At 53.4% G+C, this 18,539-nt stretch carries 15 protein-coding genes and 1 pseudogene; 6 read left to right on the forward strand and 10 right to left on the reverse strand.

The features are described from left to right. Positions 1-35: 35 nt before the first annotated feature. From sutA to glnK, 3 genes are all read right to left on the reverse strand, one after another. The gene (sutA, locus tag LOY22_RS26040; RefSeq protein ID WP_093378113.1) at positions 36-362 is read right to left on the reverse strand and encodes a transcriptional regulator SutA; all 327 of its coding nucleotides are present in this window, start codon (positions 360-362) and stop codon (positions 36-38) included. Positions 363-826: 464 nt separating this feature from the next. Beyond that, positions 827-2,161: an ammonium transporter gene (locus tag LOY22_RS26045; protein WP_045200968.1), complete on the reverse strand. Its 1,335-nt coding sequence runs from the start codon at positions 2,159-2,161 to the stop codon at positions 827-829. A gap of 41 nt (positions 2,162-2,202) precedes the next feature. Further along, positions 2,203-2,541 (reverse strand): P-II family nitrogen regulator, encoded by a 339-nt coding sequence (gene glnK / locus LOY22_RS26050; protein ID WP_002555808.1) that lies wholly within the window; start codon positions 2,539-2,541, stop codon positions 2,203-2,205. Positions 2,542-2,870: 329 nt separating this feature from the next. Here glnK and LOY22_RS26055 point away from each other — a divergent pair, with 329 nt between their 5' ends. The 4 genes and pseudogenes from LOY22_RS26055 to LOY22_RS26070 all read left to right on the forward strand — a co-directional run bounded on the left by LOY22_RS26055 (position 2,871) and on the right by LOY22_RS26070 (position 5,648). Next, on the forward strand, positions 2,871-3,134 hold the full coding sequence (locus LOY22_RS26055) for an accessory factor UbiK family protein (protein WP_010221117.1): 264 nt from the start codon (positions 2,871-2,873) through the stop codon (positions 3,132-3,134). A 7-nt stretch (positions 3,135-3,141) separates the two neighbouring features. Further along, the gene (locus tag LOY22_RS26060) at positions 3,142-3,495 is read left to right on the forward strand and encodes a gamma-glutamylcyclotransferase family protein (protein WP_093378104.1); all 354 of its coding nucleotides are present in this window, start codon (positions 3,142-3,144) and stop codon (positions 3,493-3,495) included. 260 nt (positions 3,496-3,755) lie between these two features. Then, a pseudogene (locus tag LOY22_RS26065) lies at positions 3,756-4,598 on the forward strand (YifB family Mg chelatase-like AAA ATPase); the annotation flags it as partial. Between the two features lie 81 nt (positions 4,599-4,679). After that, positions 4,680-5,648: a hypothetical protein gene (locus LOY22_RS26070; protein ID WP_258595443.1), complete on the forward strand. Its 969-nt coding sequence runs from the start codon at positions 4,680-4,682 to the stop codon at positions 5,646-5,648. A 436-nt stretch (positions 5,649-6,084) separates the two neighbouring features. Here LOY22_RS26070 and LOY22_RS26075 read toward each other — a convergent pair whose 3' ends face one another. The 6 genes from LOY22_RS26075 to iteA all read right to left on the reverse strand — a co-directional run bounded on the left by LOY22_RS26075 (position 6,085) and on the right by iteA (position 16,122). Then, on the reverse strand, positions 6,085-6,489 hold the full coding sequence (locus LOY22_RS26075; RefSeq protein WP_258595445.1) for an antitoxin Xre-like helix-turn-helix domain-containing protein: 405 nt from the start codon (positions 6,487-6,489) through the stop codon (positions 6,085-6,087). A 588-nt stretch (positions 6,490-7,077) separates the two neighbouring features. Further along, positions 7,078-9,222, reverse strand: a complete 2,145-nt coding sequence (locus LOY22_RS26080; protein ID WP_258595447.1) for a CHAT domain-containing protein — start codon at positions 9,220-9,222, stop codon at positions 7,078-7,080. A 724-nt stretch (positions 9,223-9,946) separates the two neighbouring features. Then, complete coding sequence (locus LOY22_RS26085; protein WP_258595449.1) at positions 9,947-10,231, reverse strand: hypothetical protein; 285 nt, start codon at positions 10,229-10,231, stop codon at positions 9,947-9,949. Positions 10,232-10,951: 720 nt separating this feature from the next. After that, the gene (locus LOY22_RS26090) at positions 10,952-12,451 is read right to left on the reverse strand and encodes a potassium channel family protein (protein ID WP_258595451.1); all 1,500 of its coding nucleotides are present in this window, start codon (positions 12,449-12,451) and stop codon (positions 10,952-10,954) included. Positions 12,452-12,710: 259 nt separating this feature from the next. Next, a complete protein-coding gene (gene iteS / locus LOY22_RS26095; protein ID WP_258595453.1) occupies positions 12,711-14,993 on the reverse strand; it encodes a S8 family anti-phage peptidase IteS in 2,283 nt (760 codons plus the stop codon). Then, complete coding sequence (gene iteA / locus LOY22_RS26100) at positions 14,944-16,122, reverse strand: anti-phage ATPase IteA (RefSeq protein ID WP_258595455.1); 1,179 nt, start codon at positions 16,120-16,122, stop codon at positions 14,944-14,946. Before iteA ends, iteS begins: the two co-directional genes overlap by 50 nt. 280 nt (positions 16,123-16,402) lie before the next feature. Here iteA and LOY22_RS26105 point away from each other — a divergent pair, with 280 nt between their 5' ends. Then, positions 16,403-16,765 (forward strand): hypothetical protein, encoded by a 363-nt coding sequence (locus tag LOY22_RS26105; protein WP_258595457.1) that lies wholly within the window; start codon positions 16,403-16,405, stop codon positions 16,763-16,765. After that, on the forward strand, positions 16,762-17,061 hold the full coding sequence (locus LOY22_RS26110; RefSeq protein WP_258595459.1) for a hypothetical protein: 300 nt from the start codon (positions 16,762-16,764) through the stop codon (positions 17,059-17,061). The genes LOY22_RS26105 and LOY22_RS26110 overlap by 4 nt, the downstream gene beginning before the upstream one ends. Before the next feature lie 257 nt (positions 17,062-17,318). On the opposite strand, the gene LOY22_RS27190 is transcribed toward LOY22_RS26110, so the two are convergent. Beyond that, positions 17,319-18,539 (reverse strand): TniQ family protein, encoded by a 1,221-nt coding sequence (locus LOY22_RS27190; protein ID WP_408980932.1) that lies wholly within the window; start codon positions 18,537-18,539, stop codon positions 17,319-17,321.

Below are 18,539 nucleotides of genomic sequence, written 5' to 3' on the forward strand. Positions count from 1 at the left end.
GCAGCGACGGCGGGCTTTCTTGCTGACGGGGCCACTCAGATAGGGCGGCTACCGTACTTGTTGTCCGGCTTCTTGGGCGGATCGGCGACCACGTTGGCCTCCACTTCCTGCACCTTGCCACCACGGGAGAGAAACTCTTCCATGGCCTTGGCCAGGGCATCACGCTCCTTCTGCTTGGCTTCCATGCTCGGCATGTCTTCTACCGAGACTGCCGCCGACTTCGACTTGCCTTTGGCTACGGGAGCCGGGCTGTCGTCGCCGCTGTCGTCAGCCACATCATCGGCTGCCGCTTCGAGGCCTTCATCGCCTTCGTCTTCATCGCCTACTTCGAGGTCGTCATTTTCCAGATCGTCGTCGCTCATGTTCTACCTCATGACTTGCGAAAAGCAGATTAGTTATAGACCAGCAACGTCGAAAATCGACAGCTGCCAGAAAAAATTCAAGCGCCGCAGGCAGGCTGCGGGCCGTGGTTGCGCCACAACGAATGGCGAGAACCGGGCAAACCCCACGTCACGGGCGAGGTCTGTACAAATAAAGAGCGGGCGGCGGTAATGCGCCGACATACCCTGGCATGATCGACTCGCTTATTGGCAAGCCTAGCAAAGGGTACGGAAGTTTGCGGACAGCTCGTCAGCACCCTTCGGCGCGCATTCTAGCGTGCTCAGAGAAAAAGCAAAGTGCCTAAATTTCACTGAGCGCTGTAAGTTTTCTGCCCACGTCGCACGCAGCCATCTAAGCGCGGCAAGAAACCGTTTGCGCCTGAGAGAAGTGACAAAATCCGGACAAAAAAATGCCCGGCAAGCCGGGCAAGATTTTTTCGAGGACGTTACAGGTTGTAGCCGCGCTCGTTGTGTTGCGCCAGGTCGAGACCGACCGACTCTTCTTCTTCGTTGACCCGCAGGCCCATGACCAGATCCAGCACCTTGAGAATCACGTAGGTGACGATCGCGGTGTAGATCACGGTAAAGCCGACGCCCTTGGCCTGAATCCAGACTTGCGCGCCGATGTCTTCGACGGTGCCGAAGCCGCCCAGTGCCGGGGCTGCGAACACGCCGGTGAGGATCGCGCCGACGATACCGCCGATGCCGTGCACGCCGAAGGCATCCAGGGAGTCGTCGTAACCCAGCTTGCGCTTGAGGCTGGTGGCGCAGAAGTAGCAGATCACGCCCGCCACCAGGCCGATTACCAGGGCGCCCATCGGCCCGACAGTGCCGGCAGCCGGGGTGATGGCCACAAGACCTGCGACCACGCCCGAGGCGATGCCCAGTGCGCTTGGCTTACCGTGGGTCAGCCACTCGGCGAACATCCAGCCCAGGGCCGCTGCGGCGGTAGCGATCTGGGTCACCAGCATGGCCATGCCGGCGGTGCCGTTGGCGGCAGCGGCGGAGCCTGCGTTGAAGCCGAACCAGCCAATCCACAGCATGGCCGCGCCCATCAGCGTATAGCCGAGGTTGTGCGGCGCCATTGGCGTGGTCGGGAAGCCCTTGCGCTTGCCCAATACCAGGCAGGCCACCAGGCCGGCAATACCGGCGTTGATGTGCACCACGGTGCCGCCCGCGAAGTCGAGCACGCCCCAGTCCCACATCAGGCCGCCGTTACCGCTCCAGACCATGTGGGCGATGGGCGCGTAGACCAGGGTGAACCAGATGGCCATGAAGATCAGCATCGCCGAGAACTTCATGCGCTCGGCAAAGGCGCCGACGATCAGCGCCGGGGTGATGATCGCGAAGGTCATCTGGAAGGTGATGAACACCGCTTCAGGGAACAGCGCCGCCGAAGAGGTCAGGCTCGCCGGGGTCACGCCGGCGAGGAACGCCTTGGACAGACCGCCAACGAAGGAATTGAAGTTGACGACACCTTGCTCCATACCGGTGGTATCGAAGGCCAGGCTGTAGCCGTAAACCACCCACAGGACGCTGATCAGGCCGGTGATCGCAAAGCACTGCATCATCACCGACAGCACGTTCTTGGAACGCACCATGCCGCCGTAGAACAGGGCCAGACCAGGGATGGTCATGAACAGCACCAGGGCTGTAGCGGTCAACATCCAGGCGGTGTCGCCGGAGTTGAGCACGGGGGCTGCCGCCTCCTCTGCCAGGGCCAGGCCAGGCATTACGAGGGACAAAAGGGCTCCTAGCCCTGCGAACTGACGCAGAGTCATATTGTTATCTCCTGGGGCGTTGGGGTTTGGTGAGGCTTTTTTTAGATCGCGTCGGTATCGGTTTCGCCGGTACGGATGCGAATCGCCTGCTCCAGATTGACCACGAAAATCTTGCCGTCACCGATCTTGCCGGTGTTGGCCGCCTTGGTGATCGCCTCGATGACCCGGTCCAGATCCTTGTCGTCGATGGCGACGTCGATCTTCACCTTGGGCAGAAAATCGACCACATACTCAGCGCCGCGATACAGCTCGGTGTGACCTTTCTGCCGGCCGAAACCTTTGACTTCAGTGACAGTAATGCCCTGCACGCCGATTTCGGACAGCGACTCGCGCACGTCGTCCAACTTGAACGGCTTGATGATGGCAGTGACTAGCTTCATGAAACTCTCTCCCGAATTGGTGGACTTGCCCCAGGAAAACAAACCCGACTCAAGTCTAAGCGCAGTGCCTGGCTTTGTAACGCGTCGTCATGGTGACTGCATCAGTGCATGGGTCATGAAGGACATAGCAGAAACCTTGCCAGAATGGTTAAAGCCCAGAATTACAGGGACTTAGGTTGCACAACCCGACTTGGCCAGTCGCCAGCACGGGTTTGCTGCACAACAACGGTGCGCGGCGTTTCGCCGCCATGCGCGAAAAGCGTGCAGCATTGGGGCGCTGAGGCTGCGTGTTACACTGGCGCCCCATTGCATACTGTGGACAGCCGAACATGCTCGCGCCCAAAGCCTTTCTTGATGCCCTGAGCGACCAGGCCTCGCGCCTGTTCAGCGGCGACACCTCGCAGCCTCGCAGCGAAATCGAAAGCCAGTTCAAAGCCCTGCTGCAAAGCGGCTTCAGCAAACTCGAGCTGGTCAGCCGGGAAGAATTCGACAGCCAGATGGTCGTCCTGGCCCGCACCCGCGCCCGTCTTGAGGCGCTCGAAGCCAAGGTCGCGGAAATGGAAGCACGCCTGAACCCGCCTGCTGCCGAGTGAGCTTGCGATGACGCCTTCTACTGAGTACCCGGTGCTGTTGTTCTCCTATGGCACCCTGCAGGACAAAGCTGTGCAGTTGGCCAACTTCGGCCGTGAACTGGTCGGCCAGGAGGACCAGATGCTCGGTTACAGCCAGGCCTGGGTGGAAATCACCGACCCGCAAGTCCTGGCCACCAGCGGCAAGACCCACCACCCGATCGTCACCCCCAGCAGCAATGCCGACGACAGCGTACCCGGCATGGTCTTGCAGATCAGCGAAGCCGAACTTGCCGCGGCGGATGCCTATGAAGTGTCCGACTACAAGCGGGTTGCGGTGACCCTGGCCTCTGGTCTGACGGCCTGGGTTTACGTGCGCGCCTGAGCGACGCGGTAGTGGTCAAGGCGTCGCACATAACGCTCGGCGTGGCTGGCTGTACTGGCCTCATCGCGGGTCAAGCCCGCTCCTACAAGCCTGAGAACAGTGCTGAACCTGTCGGAGCTGGCTTGCCGGCGATCGAGTGCGCAGCGCTCGCACTAGTGGTCCTGTAAAAACCAGACTCACTCTTCCCCGCCCCGATCCGCTCCACCCCACTACGCTTGCAGAGCCGCAGGACGCGGCTTTGTCTAGATCATGGAGCGTTCATGTCCCTCGCCCTTGTCCACAGCCGTGCCCAGGTCGGTGTTTCGGCCCCGGCGGTCAGTGTTGAAGCGCATCTGGCCAATGGTCTGCCGGCACTGACCCTGGTTGGCCTGCCGGAAGCGACCGTGAAAGAAAGCAAGGATCGGGTGCGCAGCGCGATCCTCAATTCCGGCCTGGAATTCCCCGCCCGGCGCATCACCCTTAACCTTGCTCCCGCGGATTTACCCAAGGATGGCGGACGCTTTGACCTCGCCATCGCCCTGGGGATCCTTGCCGCCAACGGCCAGTTCCCGATTGCAGCGCTTGGCGAGGTGGAATGCCTGGGTGAACTGGCGCTGTCCGGGGCAATCCGCTCGGTGCAAGGCGTACTGCCCGCTGCCTTGGCGGCACGAGAAGCCGGCCGGGCCTTGGTGGTGCCGCAAGAGAATGCCGAAGAAGCCTGTTTAGCATCGGGCCTGGTAGTGTTTGCAGTCAGTAACCTGCTGGAACTGGTCGCCCACTTCAACGGCCAGAGCCCGCTCAATCCCTACGCTGCCAACGGCCTGTTGCTGCAGATCCGCCCCTACCCCGACCTCAACGAAGTACAGGGCCAGCAAGCCGCCAAGCGCGCACTGCTGGTTGCCGCCGCCGGTGCGCACAACCTGCTGTTCAGCGGCCCACCGGGCACCGGCAAGACCCTGCTCGCCAGCCGCCTGCCCGGCCTGTTGCCACCGCTGGATGAACGCGAAGCGCTGGAGGTGGCGGCGATACAGTCGGTGGCCAGCCATGTGCCGCTGAGCAGTTGGCCGCAGCGGCCGTTTCGCCATCCGCATCACTCGGCCTCCGGTGCTGCGCTGGTCGGCGGTTGTAAAACACATCAAAGAATGATTTTCTACATCAAAAAATGATAACTTCACATTTTTCTGTGATAGTGGATTCGATACTGAATGGGGGTGCCGTTTTTTGAAGAGCTATCCGAAGGGGCAAGACCGTGGCAAATCCTAGGCGCTCGCAACCTGCTGATCGACCATGATCAAGGAAGAATACAGGTAGAGATTTTCTGCTTTTCACCACCCGTTGATCACATTTCTCCGAAATATCGGCGCAAAATCAAAGCATTCAAAGCCCCACTCAGCGCTCTCAGGCACCTCGCCGCAGGTTCAGTGTGGCGTGAGGGAGTCAGAGTACGCAATCAGTTCTGGATTCATCATGTAGCCGACATTATTGTTCGCAAGTGCGAGTTAATCTCGAGCGACAGTTGCGAATCCACAGAAGAGTTGCTTGCTAAGCTTAGAAAATCTAAAAACCCGCATGCAACATTTTTGAAGTCCATAAATTATTTACGCTATGAACATAGGCGAAACTATATTTACATCCCTTGCTCAGAGGTATTAAGAAATTTCCTAGCGCCCACATCCCGTGTCCTTAAAATGATAGTGACAGGCAATGTAGAGAATCTGCTGAATCCAAATAAATGCGCCAAATTAGCGCCATTACTAGATGTAGAACGGCGCGCCATTGAACTTTACCGATCCAGCGAAGCCGGGTTGTCGGCTGCTCGACACCCTTACAAGTCAATAAAACTTACACACCTAGCTAATGTCAGACTCAAACGTCACGCCCCTTTTTTGCTGAGTGCAAAATTACCATTTTTAGGAATTCACGCACTTTGGACGTACAGGTCAATGACTGTCGAACTGGAAGGAAAAATGGAGGGAGTGATGCTAGCGTTACTAGAGAATGAACCCCAAGGTAAGAGGGCAAGCGCTTATCGAGAAATTTACCAAAAAAGCTGGGACTTAGGACCTCATCAAATACATCCGAGTGACATTTTGTGGCCACTCGCCCCAAAGAGAACAGTCCTAATGCCACTTACTGAAGAGAGTATAGAGTCGCAAGCCCAAGCAGAGTTTTAACTTGCAAAAATTTCCGCCCTATAATCCCGAATTAAAAACTTTCAAAGCAGCTTTAGATACAATTTTAACCTTAACGGAACCATCACTGATGGACGACAGGCAACAGCGCTGCCCATGTCTGTTTTTAACCAGTAGCTGTTCACTCTAGACCTGAAGATCGAAAGCCATTGATCCAGGCACATGAACAGATGGCCAGGTCAAGGTGCCCCAAAATTTCGGGATAGTCGGCCTTGGGCGCTTCCCGACGACGGCCCAAAATGCCGGCTTTGATACACCCGACGGACACAGGGGCCGGCTACCGAGACCGGAAAGCCTACCTGGACAGGCAGCTAAGGCCCGGCTCGATATCCATGCTCGAGGTCGTAATGCAGAAGCTCACTCCAGTGGTCCTCTACCCCGATGCAGGAACCACAGCAAATGGGTGGCTCTACGGCGCTTACTTGACCCACACCTCGCCTATCCGCTGTAACTGATCAATGCGCTTGTAGGTCTCGTAGAGCGAGATCATGTCGCCTTGCGACATGATCTCCAAGGGAGAGCGGCCCTCGAAGAATTCATTCTGGTTTTTGAAACCAAGAAATCCTTGAACATTCATCTGATTGGTAAATACGCTCCGCAGCGCGGCATGAATCCCCAGCACCAACCCAATACGCTGATGCTGATCCAGGTCCAGCCTTCCACCGGCTCCACTACCCTGAGAAACCCGACGGTAGGTGGAGCGTGAGATCCGCAAAATTTTGCACGCTTGAGCAGCTGAGGCCTGCCATCCTCCGATGATCCGAAGCGCCGTTCTCAGGCCGATCGCGGACTGTTCTTGAGTGAGGCGTTGATCAGCCATCATGCTGCATACTCCCTCTGTCTCTGAACAGTTTACCTCTGGCAGCCAGATGGTATAGCTCATCACGCTGGGTTGCCTTGAGCCTTTACCGTCGACAGGTACGAGTGTGTGCCTCTGCCGCTAGCGGTTACTGCGGCAGTGGGCGCCCCCCCCGTGGTCGCCCACTGCCGCGATCCCTATTGCGTGCTCTCTGTTGAAGCCGTAGCAATCCTTCGGTCGAGTGGCCGGGATGCGGAGCGCTTGGCTGGCGGTATTTCTGACTGGATCGCCGCAGGACAAAAGGTGGATGTCGCGCGATAAGCCCGAGATCACGGCTACTCGCTTCCGAGTTTGAGCTCCAACTTTATAATAAAATTAGAGGCTACCAATTCCGCCCCACTAACTATCTGGACTTGAATGTTCGCTTAAATTACAAACAAGAACATACCTGAAATCCCGTCCGATATCGGCCACGCTAGTGCTCGCAATATCAGCCGATAAGAATTTCCACATAAGGCATCCTCGAAAATTTTCGCCATTAGCGAAAAAATAAACAGGAAAGCCTCGGGAATACCAGGCCTCCTGCAATAACTCTCTACCAAATATTTTACGTCAAAAATCGGACGAAGTGATTATAATATTCTCCGGCCTTCCCAGTTGAACAAACAACATCGAATCTAGGAATTGGAAATTATTTTTCCAGAGCAAACTACCTTGTTCCTGATCGTATCCCAGAGCTTCGCAAATGGAAGACTTAAATTCCTCAAACCAGCCTCCATCCTCATTCATATTGATCGACATATTAGCATCAACATGAATTCTATAATATTCCTCTTCAGACAGCAGTCGCATTTCGTTCTTTAATAAATCTAGAACATCTCTGACGTATGACATGCGCAGCAACCCAGTCACTACTTCTCGCCAATTATAATTACGTCTAGCAAGGACTAAAGGAAGATAGGTTGCAACACGCTCAAGAAGTCTGACTACGAACACTGTGGCATGAGCAGAATCAACTGGGGCGAATGTTCCAATCACGCTTTCCGCACCAGATTCGAGGAAGCCATTTGCAACCGAAGCATGTGATCCCTCAACCGGATGCGTACTGCACGCCGCCAAAACAACAATCGGAGGGACCCTAGCCTCCTGATAGATATGCCAAATGTCTAAACGCTCTCCTCCGACCTCCAGCCAGGCAATATCTTCTTCCCCACCATGATTACCATGGCAATCGAAGATAACCATCAGCCCCTTAAACTTGTTGAGCGCACCAACCAACTCTTCCCGACTATTTATATCAACGATACTAACCCGCAACCCTTCAAGCTTACCTTGCTCAACCATATAGTTAACGGCAGACGTTAAGTGATCGCGAATGGGATCGCCGCCTGTAAAAGAGCGCAAAATTAAAATGTCACACAAAGCAGCGTATGGATATACCTTTTTGGTTCGAGACAAAAGCGTACTAATCGCCACATTACCCGGAGTGGACGGGACCCTTGATATCTCGTGAGAGTACATTATAGGGAGATTATCAATGGCGACCCACTCCACAGGCAGATCACATACGCAAAGCACTTTACTTTTATTTGCAAAGCTCACTTGCATAAGCTCTATGCCAGCATCATCTTTTACAGACCTACTATACTCCTCGAACTGCAGGTTAAGCTTCTGACGACGCTTTTTATTATTAGAATTAATGAGCTGACCTATTGCACGCAGCTTTGCGTGGTGCAGCATAACTGAATTGGGCAGCCGCAAGGCTGGTATACACTGGATTGCTGAAGCCAGCCCGATTACGGTCGTAAACAGCTTAAGCTCGCTCTGCTTTTCGTGCAGCAAGGGTCCCAATACTTTATCAGCATACGGATTGAATATTTCCCCACCGGACTGCATACCAATATTGCCATAGCCTCTATTTCGTACAATCGCGTTTTTTAAGAAGTTTCTCTTAACATTATCAAGCTTCCTATTGAGCTTGTTCCAGAGCGCGCCATCGGCTCGATAGAGATATGTGTAAGATGACGGACAGTATACTAATGAGTCGTTATTTCTTAGAGGCGATTCGCGCCATTGTTTTGGCCTCAACTCATCAATTTCATGAGCCAACTCAGCCATACCAAGAACATGTTCTTCAATTGAGTCCGATGGTTTTACCGGTGTCATTTTTATCTGATACCCACAGCTCGCGAGAACACGCATCATGGGTTCAGTACAGTTATGCCCCCTGGCCTCAAAAACTGGATTAGATCTTGGACCGGACCTTAAGCGCTCTAAGAGCTCCTTAGCCTGTCGAATCTCATCATTATGTTTTGCCGCTTTAGAAAGCATGGTAGACGCTAAGTCATCAATAGTTTTCTTATCAAGGTCATAGATGCATATAGCGTCATCGATTTTCGCGATTGAAATATGAACAGGCTTATCGGCCACTCCTTCCATGGCCTCACTGACCTGACGTGCCGTCAGCTCACTACTCCACAAGACCAGGTTGCTTTCCGTTGATATTCTTAAATAACCAGAAAGCAAATCAGCTCGTAAAAATTGAATATTGGAACCACCACCTAGGAGCCTTGCAAGAACATATTGTTCACTAGGCAACAATGGATCTATCAAGTCATGCGGAAAAAATGTCAAGGCATGAAGAATTTGAGCATATTCAGGAAACCAAAAGTCTGAAAAGCCCTGGAAAAAAGTTGTCCGACGCTCACGCGTGTCGTCTGGAACAACCACCATATGCGTAATCATACTCGTTGCCAAAGCCGCCTCCTGCAGAATTTTTTGTTCACCAGCATTAACGAATGTAGCCGACGCCATACCTGCCTACTAACGCTTTAGAAGAAGCCACGCTATCTTGCGATAGTATCATAGCTAGATCAACCACACTGCCAACGCGATTTCCGCCTTTTTGCAAACGAGATCCCCGCCGCAGCTTAAGACAGGTCTACTGCCAAAGTTGCCCTATAAAGTTATTGCCATAGACCGCTGGAACCGTTGGGCCGAATGACTAATCCTGGACGAGACCTGTAGACTTGCACAACGCAGCAGTTAAATGGCTCGTGTACCCTATACTCAACCACAGAGTGTGACTAGGGAAGCCATGCATTGCCTCGTCCACGCCTCCATATGACCATTAAACTTATAACGTCGCAGCAAAAATATTCCTTCAAGCCTTGCCTAATCTGGAGGCGAAAGCTTTATATATCACGCAGAGAGATTTCACTGAAAAGTTATCTTCTGCTAACTTTTTTCGGTGAAGAAATTTTGGATAGGCTTGCTCATGCACGCTCAGGCCTTGAAAGAGCTCCGCTTCACCGACCTTTGGTACTACATTTTTTGCCGTCTTTTTAGGCAGCTTTTTTCTGTCCATATAATACAGGCGCCCTAGATTACCTTGCTGACCACTGGCCCTTTGATGAGCGACAAAGCAGGTCAGACCGAAAGGACGCTCGAAGCTGAGCGTCCTATTTAGTCGTTAAGACTCTTAAACGCGGGCGTTGATCCAGTCCCAGACGGCTTTGTCTAACCATCCTTGATGAGTGCCGGGCGCTACTTGAGTGACAAAAACCCGGTCATTGCGATCAAGTTTGGATGCCAGATCTTCATAGACTTGCCCAGCAGTATTCGTGCTGCTGATCCAGCGTACTGACTCCAGACCAGCATCCTTGACATTGGTATACCGCTCCAAATGATCAATGAATGCCTTGCGAGCTTGCGAGTAGTTTGAACGCTCATTATTCAAGTTCCACGTAACCAAAAATACAGACATCTACGACTCCTTGTTGTGCCGACTATTGGAGCAATGAGCTTAACTGAAGATCTTTTAATTATCCACGCCAGGCTAGGCCACTCTCAACTCTGGTCTAAGCGCTGGCTTATTGGCGACAAAATAACAGCATCCACCTAGATGTAGTTATCATTGGCAATCTCCAAGCAATGTTGCTCTCCGCATCCAAAAGAATCGTTGTCACTCTGCGGCTAGAAGCAACTCAGAAGTAATTTGATACAAAGTCATAGCGGCGTTAGATCGTTGCTTGGGAAGCACCACTCCGTCTCCAAACTCTTACCCTGCTGCAGGTCTGCGTCTCTCAACAATCGTCTTTCGAAACGGATCGGGCAGAGGCCTTAGGGAAACAATTAGTGGCCGACTACGAGGGTGCGATCCTTCTCGCACGCATCTATCAAGACCCCAGTTTGATTGATGGGGTTACTGCTCGCACAGTCGAGTTGATTTCGAACGCTACCTAAGGTTCTCATTCGACCGCTTGGTCTTCCTTGGGAACGAACTGGCATCAGGTGACTCATAGCTTGATGCCATTCCGTAAATCGATAGAGCGTACCTTCCTTCTTCAAAGATGACTTCGAAGGAGAGTGAAATCCGTTGAAACCTTGGTAACTTTCTTACTGCTGAAATCAAAAGTCAGATGGTGCAGAGTCGAAAGCTAGCAACAAATTCGAGGCCAAGAATAGAATCACCCCCGTGAGTTCCTCAGTCGGTCTTCCTATTGGTAAACCCAGCTACAACTAACCCCATCATGAAAGCACCCAAAAATGCTTCAACCCCGCATATCATTCGCAGTAGAGTGGTCTTCGGGAGTATGTCTCCATACCCTAACGTTGTGAAGGTAACCATAGAAAAATATAGATAATCAAAGAAAGATGAAGGCGCTGGATCTGCTTGTAATTGATCACCCAGCGTGCGATACAGGATAGCAAAGATCAGAATAAAGAATGATGATGAAAAAGCTAATCTATGAAGTTTGACACCATGCCCCCAAAGCGCCCAATCTAAAAGCGAATAAAACCACTGCAATTTATGCTCAGCATAGACTGCCAGATATTTGGGCCTTGAAAAATAACTAACTAGGTATTTCACCTTGCTTTTCAAAAAATCAACTTTCTGCTTGCCTTTGCGATACTTTATGAAATTCGACCATTTTCCAGGATTTCCACGCGGATATAAGTCAGAATACTTGAAATAAGTTCGTGCCCTAAACAGATTTCGCCGATGCGCCAGCTGCTCCTGATACAAATATGTAGCAGCGAATTTTTTTTGCCCGGCTATATTGTATGCGTTTTTTAGGAGCCTGTAAGCATCCTCACTGAAAGTTTCATTCCTCTCCGGACTATATACAATAAGATCCTTTAGATCACAGTTATCAATGAACGGTAAAACCCTACATCTTGCAAAGGACAACCTGAAAAACGTAGAGCTTTCTGCGTAAAAGTTTCCGACCTCGCATTTTTCAAAGTAAAAGTCTTGAATCTTGGAATTTAATATTTTCGTATCTTTAAATCTACAGTACTTGAACCGGTAAAAAGCTTGCTCCGTGTTTTCTATGGTGAGATTTGCAAGGCTTGAGTAACTTATAACATTGAACCCGCCGTATATTACCCCAGCAATCCTAAGGCCATCGAGATCAGCAAAATCCAAATTCATCTCTGATAGAACTGTACAGTCTGGGACTGTTACCTCGCCCAGCTTAAGCAGCTCAGGGCTTCGCCAAATGGAGGTGCGACTATTAGGCCGGACATTCCTCCACGCGCCCATAGAAAAGCGATTAGTATGACCTAAGCCTACGCGAGTCAAATCTACAGGTAGCTCTTTACCTGTTTTAATTTTTATCCACTCAAAATAAGGAGTAAAAAATGCAAGCTTTTCATTTTTTTCGCAATGGCTCTCACGAACGGAGTCCCATTGGGAACTGGATGAATCGCTTTTACTGATGCAAAAGTACTGAGGTGTTCGATATGAAGTAGTTTTTTTTATTACAACATGCTCTCCCTCTCCATTGAAGCAGCACCCAAGTGGCAAACATAGCATTATCTCGTACTCGGAAATCCCGATAGTAGCTAACCAAACATCAAAGTCAGGCAAGGTCTCTCTAAAGTACTCAAATATGACCGGCAGGTCATTTTTAGCTCGCCACTCGTTAAATTGGCCAGGCGACAACTTCCAAAGTATCTCAGCACTAATGTAGTTCGTCATGTCTACCTAAACATCATAATAATCAAGGTGCGCTGTTCCTGCGCTGCGTCGCGCTGGAAAAGGTTAGAAATGGGCACCGCCAGTCAGCGGAAATCGCGATCAGCTGGTGACTCCTCAAAATTGTCGCTAGTGCTATCGAATGCCCCAAAGATCAAACACGCTAAATGACCGGGCATCGATGACCGTCCTATTAGCAACGCTATCGGCAGCTCCAAAACTCTACACACCTCCACGACGAGCAGAGTATGGGCTACTTAATTCAAAGGTTGATAACGTTGACAGGGACGCGCAGAGGCAGGGGAGTGTTGATCCAGTTGCTCTGCGCGAGCGCGCGCATACCAGCAGCCCGCACGCGCAGGTCGCCAGCCAGCGAACGCACGGTGACGATGATGTGCACCGGTAACGCTTCGGTAAGCGCGGGTTCGTAGGCACGCAAAAGCGCAGACGCCTGAAGCCCCCAAACATTTCCGGCTACACCACGCGTGAAGGCTTTGCGATGAACCTTCACCGGAGACCATTTACTCCCGCTGGAGATCTGCGCGCTTTCGTAGCCGCTTTGACCTTCTTCGCTTTCCATCGGCACTTTGCCGGTGATGTTGTCGCCTTCGATTGTCCCGAAGCTCAACTCCACGTTTGCCCTTACGTACTCACTGCCGGCGTTAGGATCCAGGGGGGGAGCATAAACGGCTGTCATGATAATTTCGCCTCGGAATTTACCGTCCTCAATCAGTACATCGGGCATCGGATAGGGCGACTTTCTCCAGCGCATGTTGCCAGGAACCAAGTTCGCTTGGAAAACCAGGGTGAAGCAATCATCTGAATCGTAGAGCGCCCTCAACACGTCATCAGGGCGGCCAGCACCTAAGTAGCGACGCTGGTACGAGTCATAATCAGGTGACGCCAGTTGCGCCGAGTGGATCATGAGCGCTTTGACCAACGACGGCGAGGGGCTCGGGTTGGGACGACCTGCCAGAGCCTGCCAGGCATGTGCAGCCATGCATGAGGCAAGTGGGGCCGCATAGCTTGTGCCGAACGATGGGTACAAGTGGCCCTGCGGGGCCAATACTTTGAGGCTGGACGTACCTGCGGCCCATGGAGCATGGACGCCTCCGCCAACATGGGTAATGTCCGGTTTTGGCGTGAACACAGGACCCGGCCCGCAGCGTGAATAGGGTGCAGGGTGACCCGCTGCGGCGAGGCCATCGGTAGCGTCAATGTGCGCTACCGAAGCCACTGTCAGCGACCGCACAGACTCGCCAGGGGTGGAGATCCTGTCTTTGAGCGCCGCTGGTGTCGGCCAGTTACGACGCGGGAGGTCGTTGTAATTTCCCGCCGCCACGACGAAAAGCACCTGGTACTTGTCGCTTAACTCATCAAGCGTCATCGACAGGTCGCTGAAGTTGCTCTCGTCGCATGGGTCTCCGCCCACGGACAGGTTCCAGATCTTCACCTCCGGTTTTCGTCGCACGGCCTCCTGTAGGCGCAGCTCCAGATCACTCATGTGGGAGCCAGCTGCCTCAAGCGCGCAGACGTCATGTATGAACGCCGGCGTCGCCGGAATCCATGAATGTTTGTCGTTATAGAAAGAGCCCGCAGCGATCAGCGATGCCACCGCAGTGCCATGCTCGTAGTTGGTGTCTGGCGGGAGGACGTAGGTGTCGCGTGACTTCACGAACGACGCAATCGGAGATCGGTCTTTGCTGACGCCAGTGTCGAACACCGCCACGGTCGGCAACGCTACTTCCTGAGCAGAAGCGTGAGTAGCACTTGTACCGCTTTGGGGGACAACGACCGTGTTCCGCGGATGATAGAACGGCTCGGCGTAGATGGTACGAATGCCCGGCAAGTCAAGCAGCACATCAAGCCCGCTGTCGCCGACACCATCTAGGTCCTGAACGCCAATGATGGGCAGGCCGCGGCCTTGAGCGATCTCGATAAACGGAAGCGAAAGCGACTTCAGCACGACCAAAATGGACTGATAGTTGAGCTCGTTCAGGCTGTCGTGCTGATACTGAAACAGCCTCATGACAGCTCGGCCGTGTTCAAGCAACTGCTGGCTACCTTCAGGGTTTCGACGCTTACGATCCCAGGGTTCGATCGACTCAATCGCGCTTAGATTGCAGCGGATGGCCTGGGTATTCCGCTTGAGAATCACTCGATTGAATTGGGTCAAGCTGTTGGCAGAAGCACCGACTAGCATCTCATCGATCCTGGCATGACCAGCCGGTTCCAGTTCAGCCTCTTGGGCAAGCTGAACAGGCCGGTGGCTTTTGGCGATGCCAGTATCTCGTAGCTTGAGAACTAGGTGCGAGAGTGCTTGGGGATGAAGCGTCTGCTCGTGAGAAAGTGCAGTTGAGGCTTGAATCAGAGCTTTCGAAAGAGCCGCGCGGTATGCGTCATCGACGACTACGAGCTCTTTGCCGCCGCCTCCACCAGTCCGCTCAATCGAAGAGAGGTCTTTTGCCTGAAACGGAATGTGTATGAAAGGGTTCTCAACCCTCGCATTCAACGACTCCCGAGCGGGTACATTCTTGCGAGCCACTGCCGATCTCCTCCTTGAGGATCTTTCTTATTTGCCTAGTCGACAGGTCGTACAATCTTCCAAGCGTCCTCAGAGAGAAGTACCTGGGCGCCCATCCATTAAGCCACCGAATTTCTGACTCGACAGTAGATAGCACTCGGCCAGCACCTAACGCAAGATTCAAACCCAGGCGCCGAAGAAGTTCGTCCTCGTCAATGGCTGACTGATTCGAAAGAACGACCGCTCGCTTAGTGTCGAGGCATACCTGCTCAATATTAGCCCCGGTTATCCCCTTCGAGACCTTGGCTAGGTTGTCCAGATCCAGAGTTTCCGAACTGAACGGCTCCAAGTATTGCTTCCAAAGCAATTTGCGCAGGTACCCATCCGGCTCAGCCATGGGAATGCGGAAGCTGAAGCGACGCCAGATAGCAGGATCGAGTAGCTGGTCATGGTTGGTAGCCGCCACGATGATGGTGCTCTCCGGGACCGCATCGATGTTCTGCAACAACGAGATCACCACACGCTGCAGCTCACCGACATCCCTCTCATTGCCGCGGGCACCGGCTAACGCATCGAACTCATCCAGGAAGAGGACGCATGGCTGCTGCTGCGAATATTCGAACACCCGCCGCAGATTTCGGCTGGTCTGGCCAAGGAGGCTGCTCACCAAGGTGTCACAACGCACGGTCAGCAAAGGCAGCTCCAAGTGCGCAGCGACATACCGTGCAAGCCTGGTTTTTCCAGTGCCAGGTGGGCCATAAGTCAGAAGGCGGCTGGCCGTGGCAGCTCCCACACGCGCCAAATCGTCAAACCGGCGAATATTGGCCAGAAACTCATCCACTCGGCTCGCCACCGCGCTCGAAAGCAGCAGCGACTCCTTGTCCAGCGCGGGGCGACTCACATCCACCGTGTGCATATGACTTTCGCCATCGGTGGGCAAGCTGGAGAAGCTGAAACCATTGGCGGCATCCTGGGCGGTTGCAAGCGCAGTGGGTGCACGTGCCAGTCGCTCTCTAATCATGCGCGCCTGGCGTTTGTCGCCATCGCTTTCAAGCTTGTCGGCCAGAAGGCCGGCATAGTTCGAAGCCATGCTGGCATTCGCCTTGAGGGCCCCATCTAGGATCTTCAAGATTTCAGAGAGGTATTCCACGGAATGATTCGCTCACGGGGTAAACTGTTTCGGAATTGCGCGAGAGTGTAGCGCATTAGGCAGAAACCGTTACGCTTTTATGCGTTATTGATTCGCATAGATCCGGCCATTTTTAGCGTCCGATCCCGCTCTGTACCGTGAGGCCTCACGTACTGGAGCTTTGAACATTTGTACCTTTGGTGTACAGCGGCATACGGCGTTCATGACAATGCCGCGCCTCGCCAGTGACCGGCGCGGCATGACAGCGACTTCACATTGGACAGGCGAAAGGAACCCAGCCATGTACTACCTCATCGACGGCCAACCTGTTTATTGTCCCCAATGCGGCAAACCTATTGCCCCCCGGCTTAGTGGCTGGGAAGCCCAAGACCGGTTCCACAACGGCGATCACCCTTTCCCCTGTGACTGCAATGCACGCTATCTCATCGCCAAGCAAGCCGTGAATAGCGCATTCGATGATGGAGAGGCAGAAGACGGCAGCACAGACCGCCGTCGGAAAGCCGAAACAGAACTGCTCTCTGAGTTGTACGTCATCCTCGGCGCGCTGGATGCCCCGGCCACAGTGCTGGAACAGGTGTTGGCGGCGATCGACGGCGAAGATCTACCGCACCCGACATTAATTCCCTTTGAGAGAGACCAATGAACAGTATTCAGTGGTATGCAGTGTCCAACCCCGATGGAAAGCGCTATCCCGAATGGAGACGCTCATTTGGGGTGAGTGACATGGGAGTCGTGTTCGTCCCCGCGGCGATGGCTGGAGATGAAACCGAGATAAATGTGATGCTGTGTGCTTGCGGCGATGGACAGAGCACTGCGGTGCATCTGGATCGTCACTTTGTGCCAAGCGGTTGGCTGAAAACAGAGTTCCCCAAGCACGTTGAACTGATCGAGCTGATCGAAGGCTACGCGCGAGATCTCCCAGCCGAAATATCCAGGTAATAGGAACGATGGCTGCACGGGGCCAGGTGAGGCTGTTGCCTCGCGTTACACTCCTGGCCCTGGAGTGGCACTACTGAGCGGTCTCAACAGAATCATGCCATCGACCACTTCAATACTGAGCTCGTCGCCTACAACAGCACCGATTGCCTGGAGCATTTCGTCAGGGATATCGATGATAAGGTCGCCGGTGCCGTCTTTCGGGTCTTGGCATTTAACCGTCGTACGCTTGACGTAGGGCCTGCCTGCGCTTGGCATAATCACTTCTCCTGTCGGAAACCACTGGAATCGCGGGGAGCATGACATAGGGGCAGTGGTCCCGGACAAGCGCCTGGAGCTTCTGGCTGACATTCTTTCCACTGTACAAATACCCTGCGAGCGACATCCCTCTTCAAGCCTAGCAAAACACCGAGAGATGAGCCGGAGACGGCCATCCCAGCACCCTGCAGATAGCAAGCTGCAGATTCGACCTCCTCAGCGGGTGGTAGGTACGACCGGGTATCAAGATATTGATCGACCTCAATGCGCAACCAGTACGGCATTGTCGAGAATGAGTCCGTGAGGCGTGAGCGAGTGAGCTTCGCCTGGCTGCAAGTATCATAGAAGAGCGCTGGCCAATGGACCAAAAGGGCCGCTGCAGCGCGTAGCAAAGCGTATCGCACCTCCAGTGACTGATACTCAAAATCTAGATGGGCTACCGGGGCGACTTCCATCCCGATTATCCCGCTCAACACGGCGCGTAATCGTCGACCGTGTCTTCCGCATATCAGGCCTAGAAGTACTCGCAGGCCTGTAAAAAATGACAGACTCAGCGGCAGCCGTTGGATAAAGCCGTTCCAGTCTCCAAGCTGAACCGCACGGGTGATGGTGAGGAGCATCCGACCGGCCGCATTGTTTGCGCAGCCCGTGAGCTTGGGCTGAGTATCGCCTAATCTAAAATTGCATTTGCTACAGATGCTCAACGCACTTCCGGCGATTAGTTTTGAACGACCTATCCCGTGCTGGTGGAAGACTACCGGCGACCCACAGGAGGGGCACATCTGCTCCAGAAAGCAATCGTGCGCTGTGCACACAGTAGAGAGTGCTAAACGCCAGTGGCGCCGATAATACGGTGCCGGATCGAGCTTCAGGCAGATGGGACAGAACTGTATGCCCGCCCTGCGACGGGTGCGGTGATAAAGACCGGTGGGGAGCAGAAATGGGACATCTCCACTTACTACAAAATGTTCAAAAATGAATCCCTCGTAGCAGCCCAAGGTCAGACCTCTTAGCTCCTCGACCGGCCGCCCCGTCGCGGTGGATAAGCAGTCGAGCAGAGCTGACGGAGGATGGCGATCAGAATCGCGATTCCAGATAGGCGCCCTGTACCCCAGCAGATTGGAGTAAAAGGTGTGCAAGGAAAAACCATTAGCAAAAGCCAGCCGCACCATCCAAGAGGTCAGAAGCTCATCCGACAACGGCTGTGGATGGATTGGGAGCAT

It is taken from the genome of Pseudomonas sp. B21-035 (genome assembly GCF_024748945.1).
Taxonomy (GTDB): domain Bacteria; phylum Pseudomonadota; class Gammaproteobacteria; order Pseudomonadales; family Pseudomonadaceae; genus Aquipseudomonas.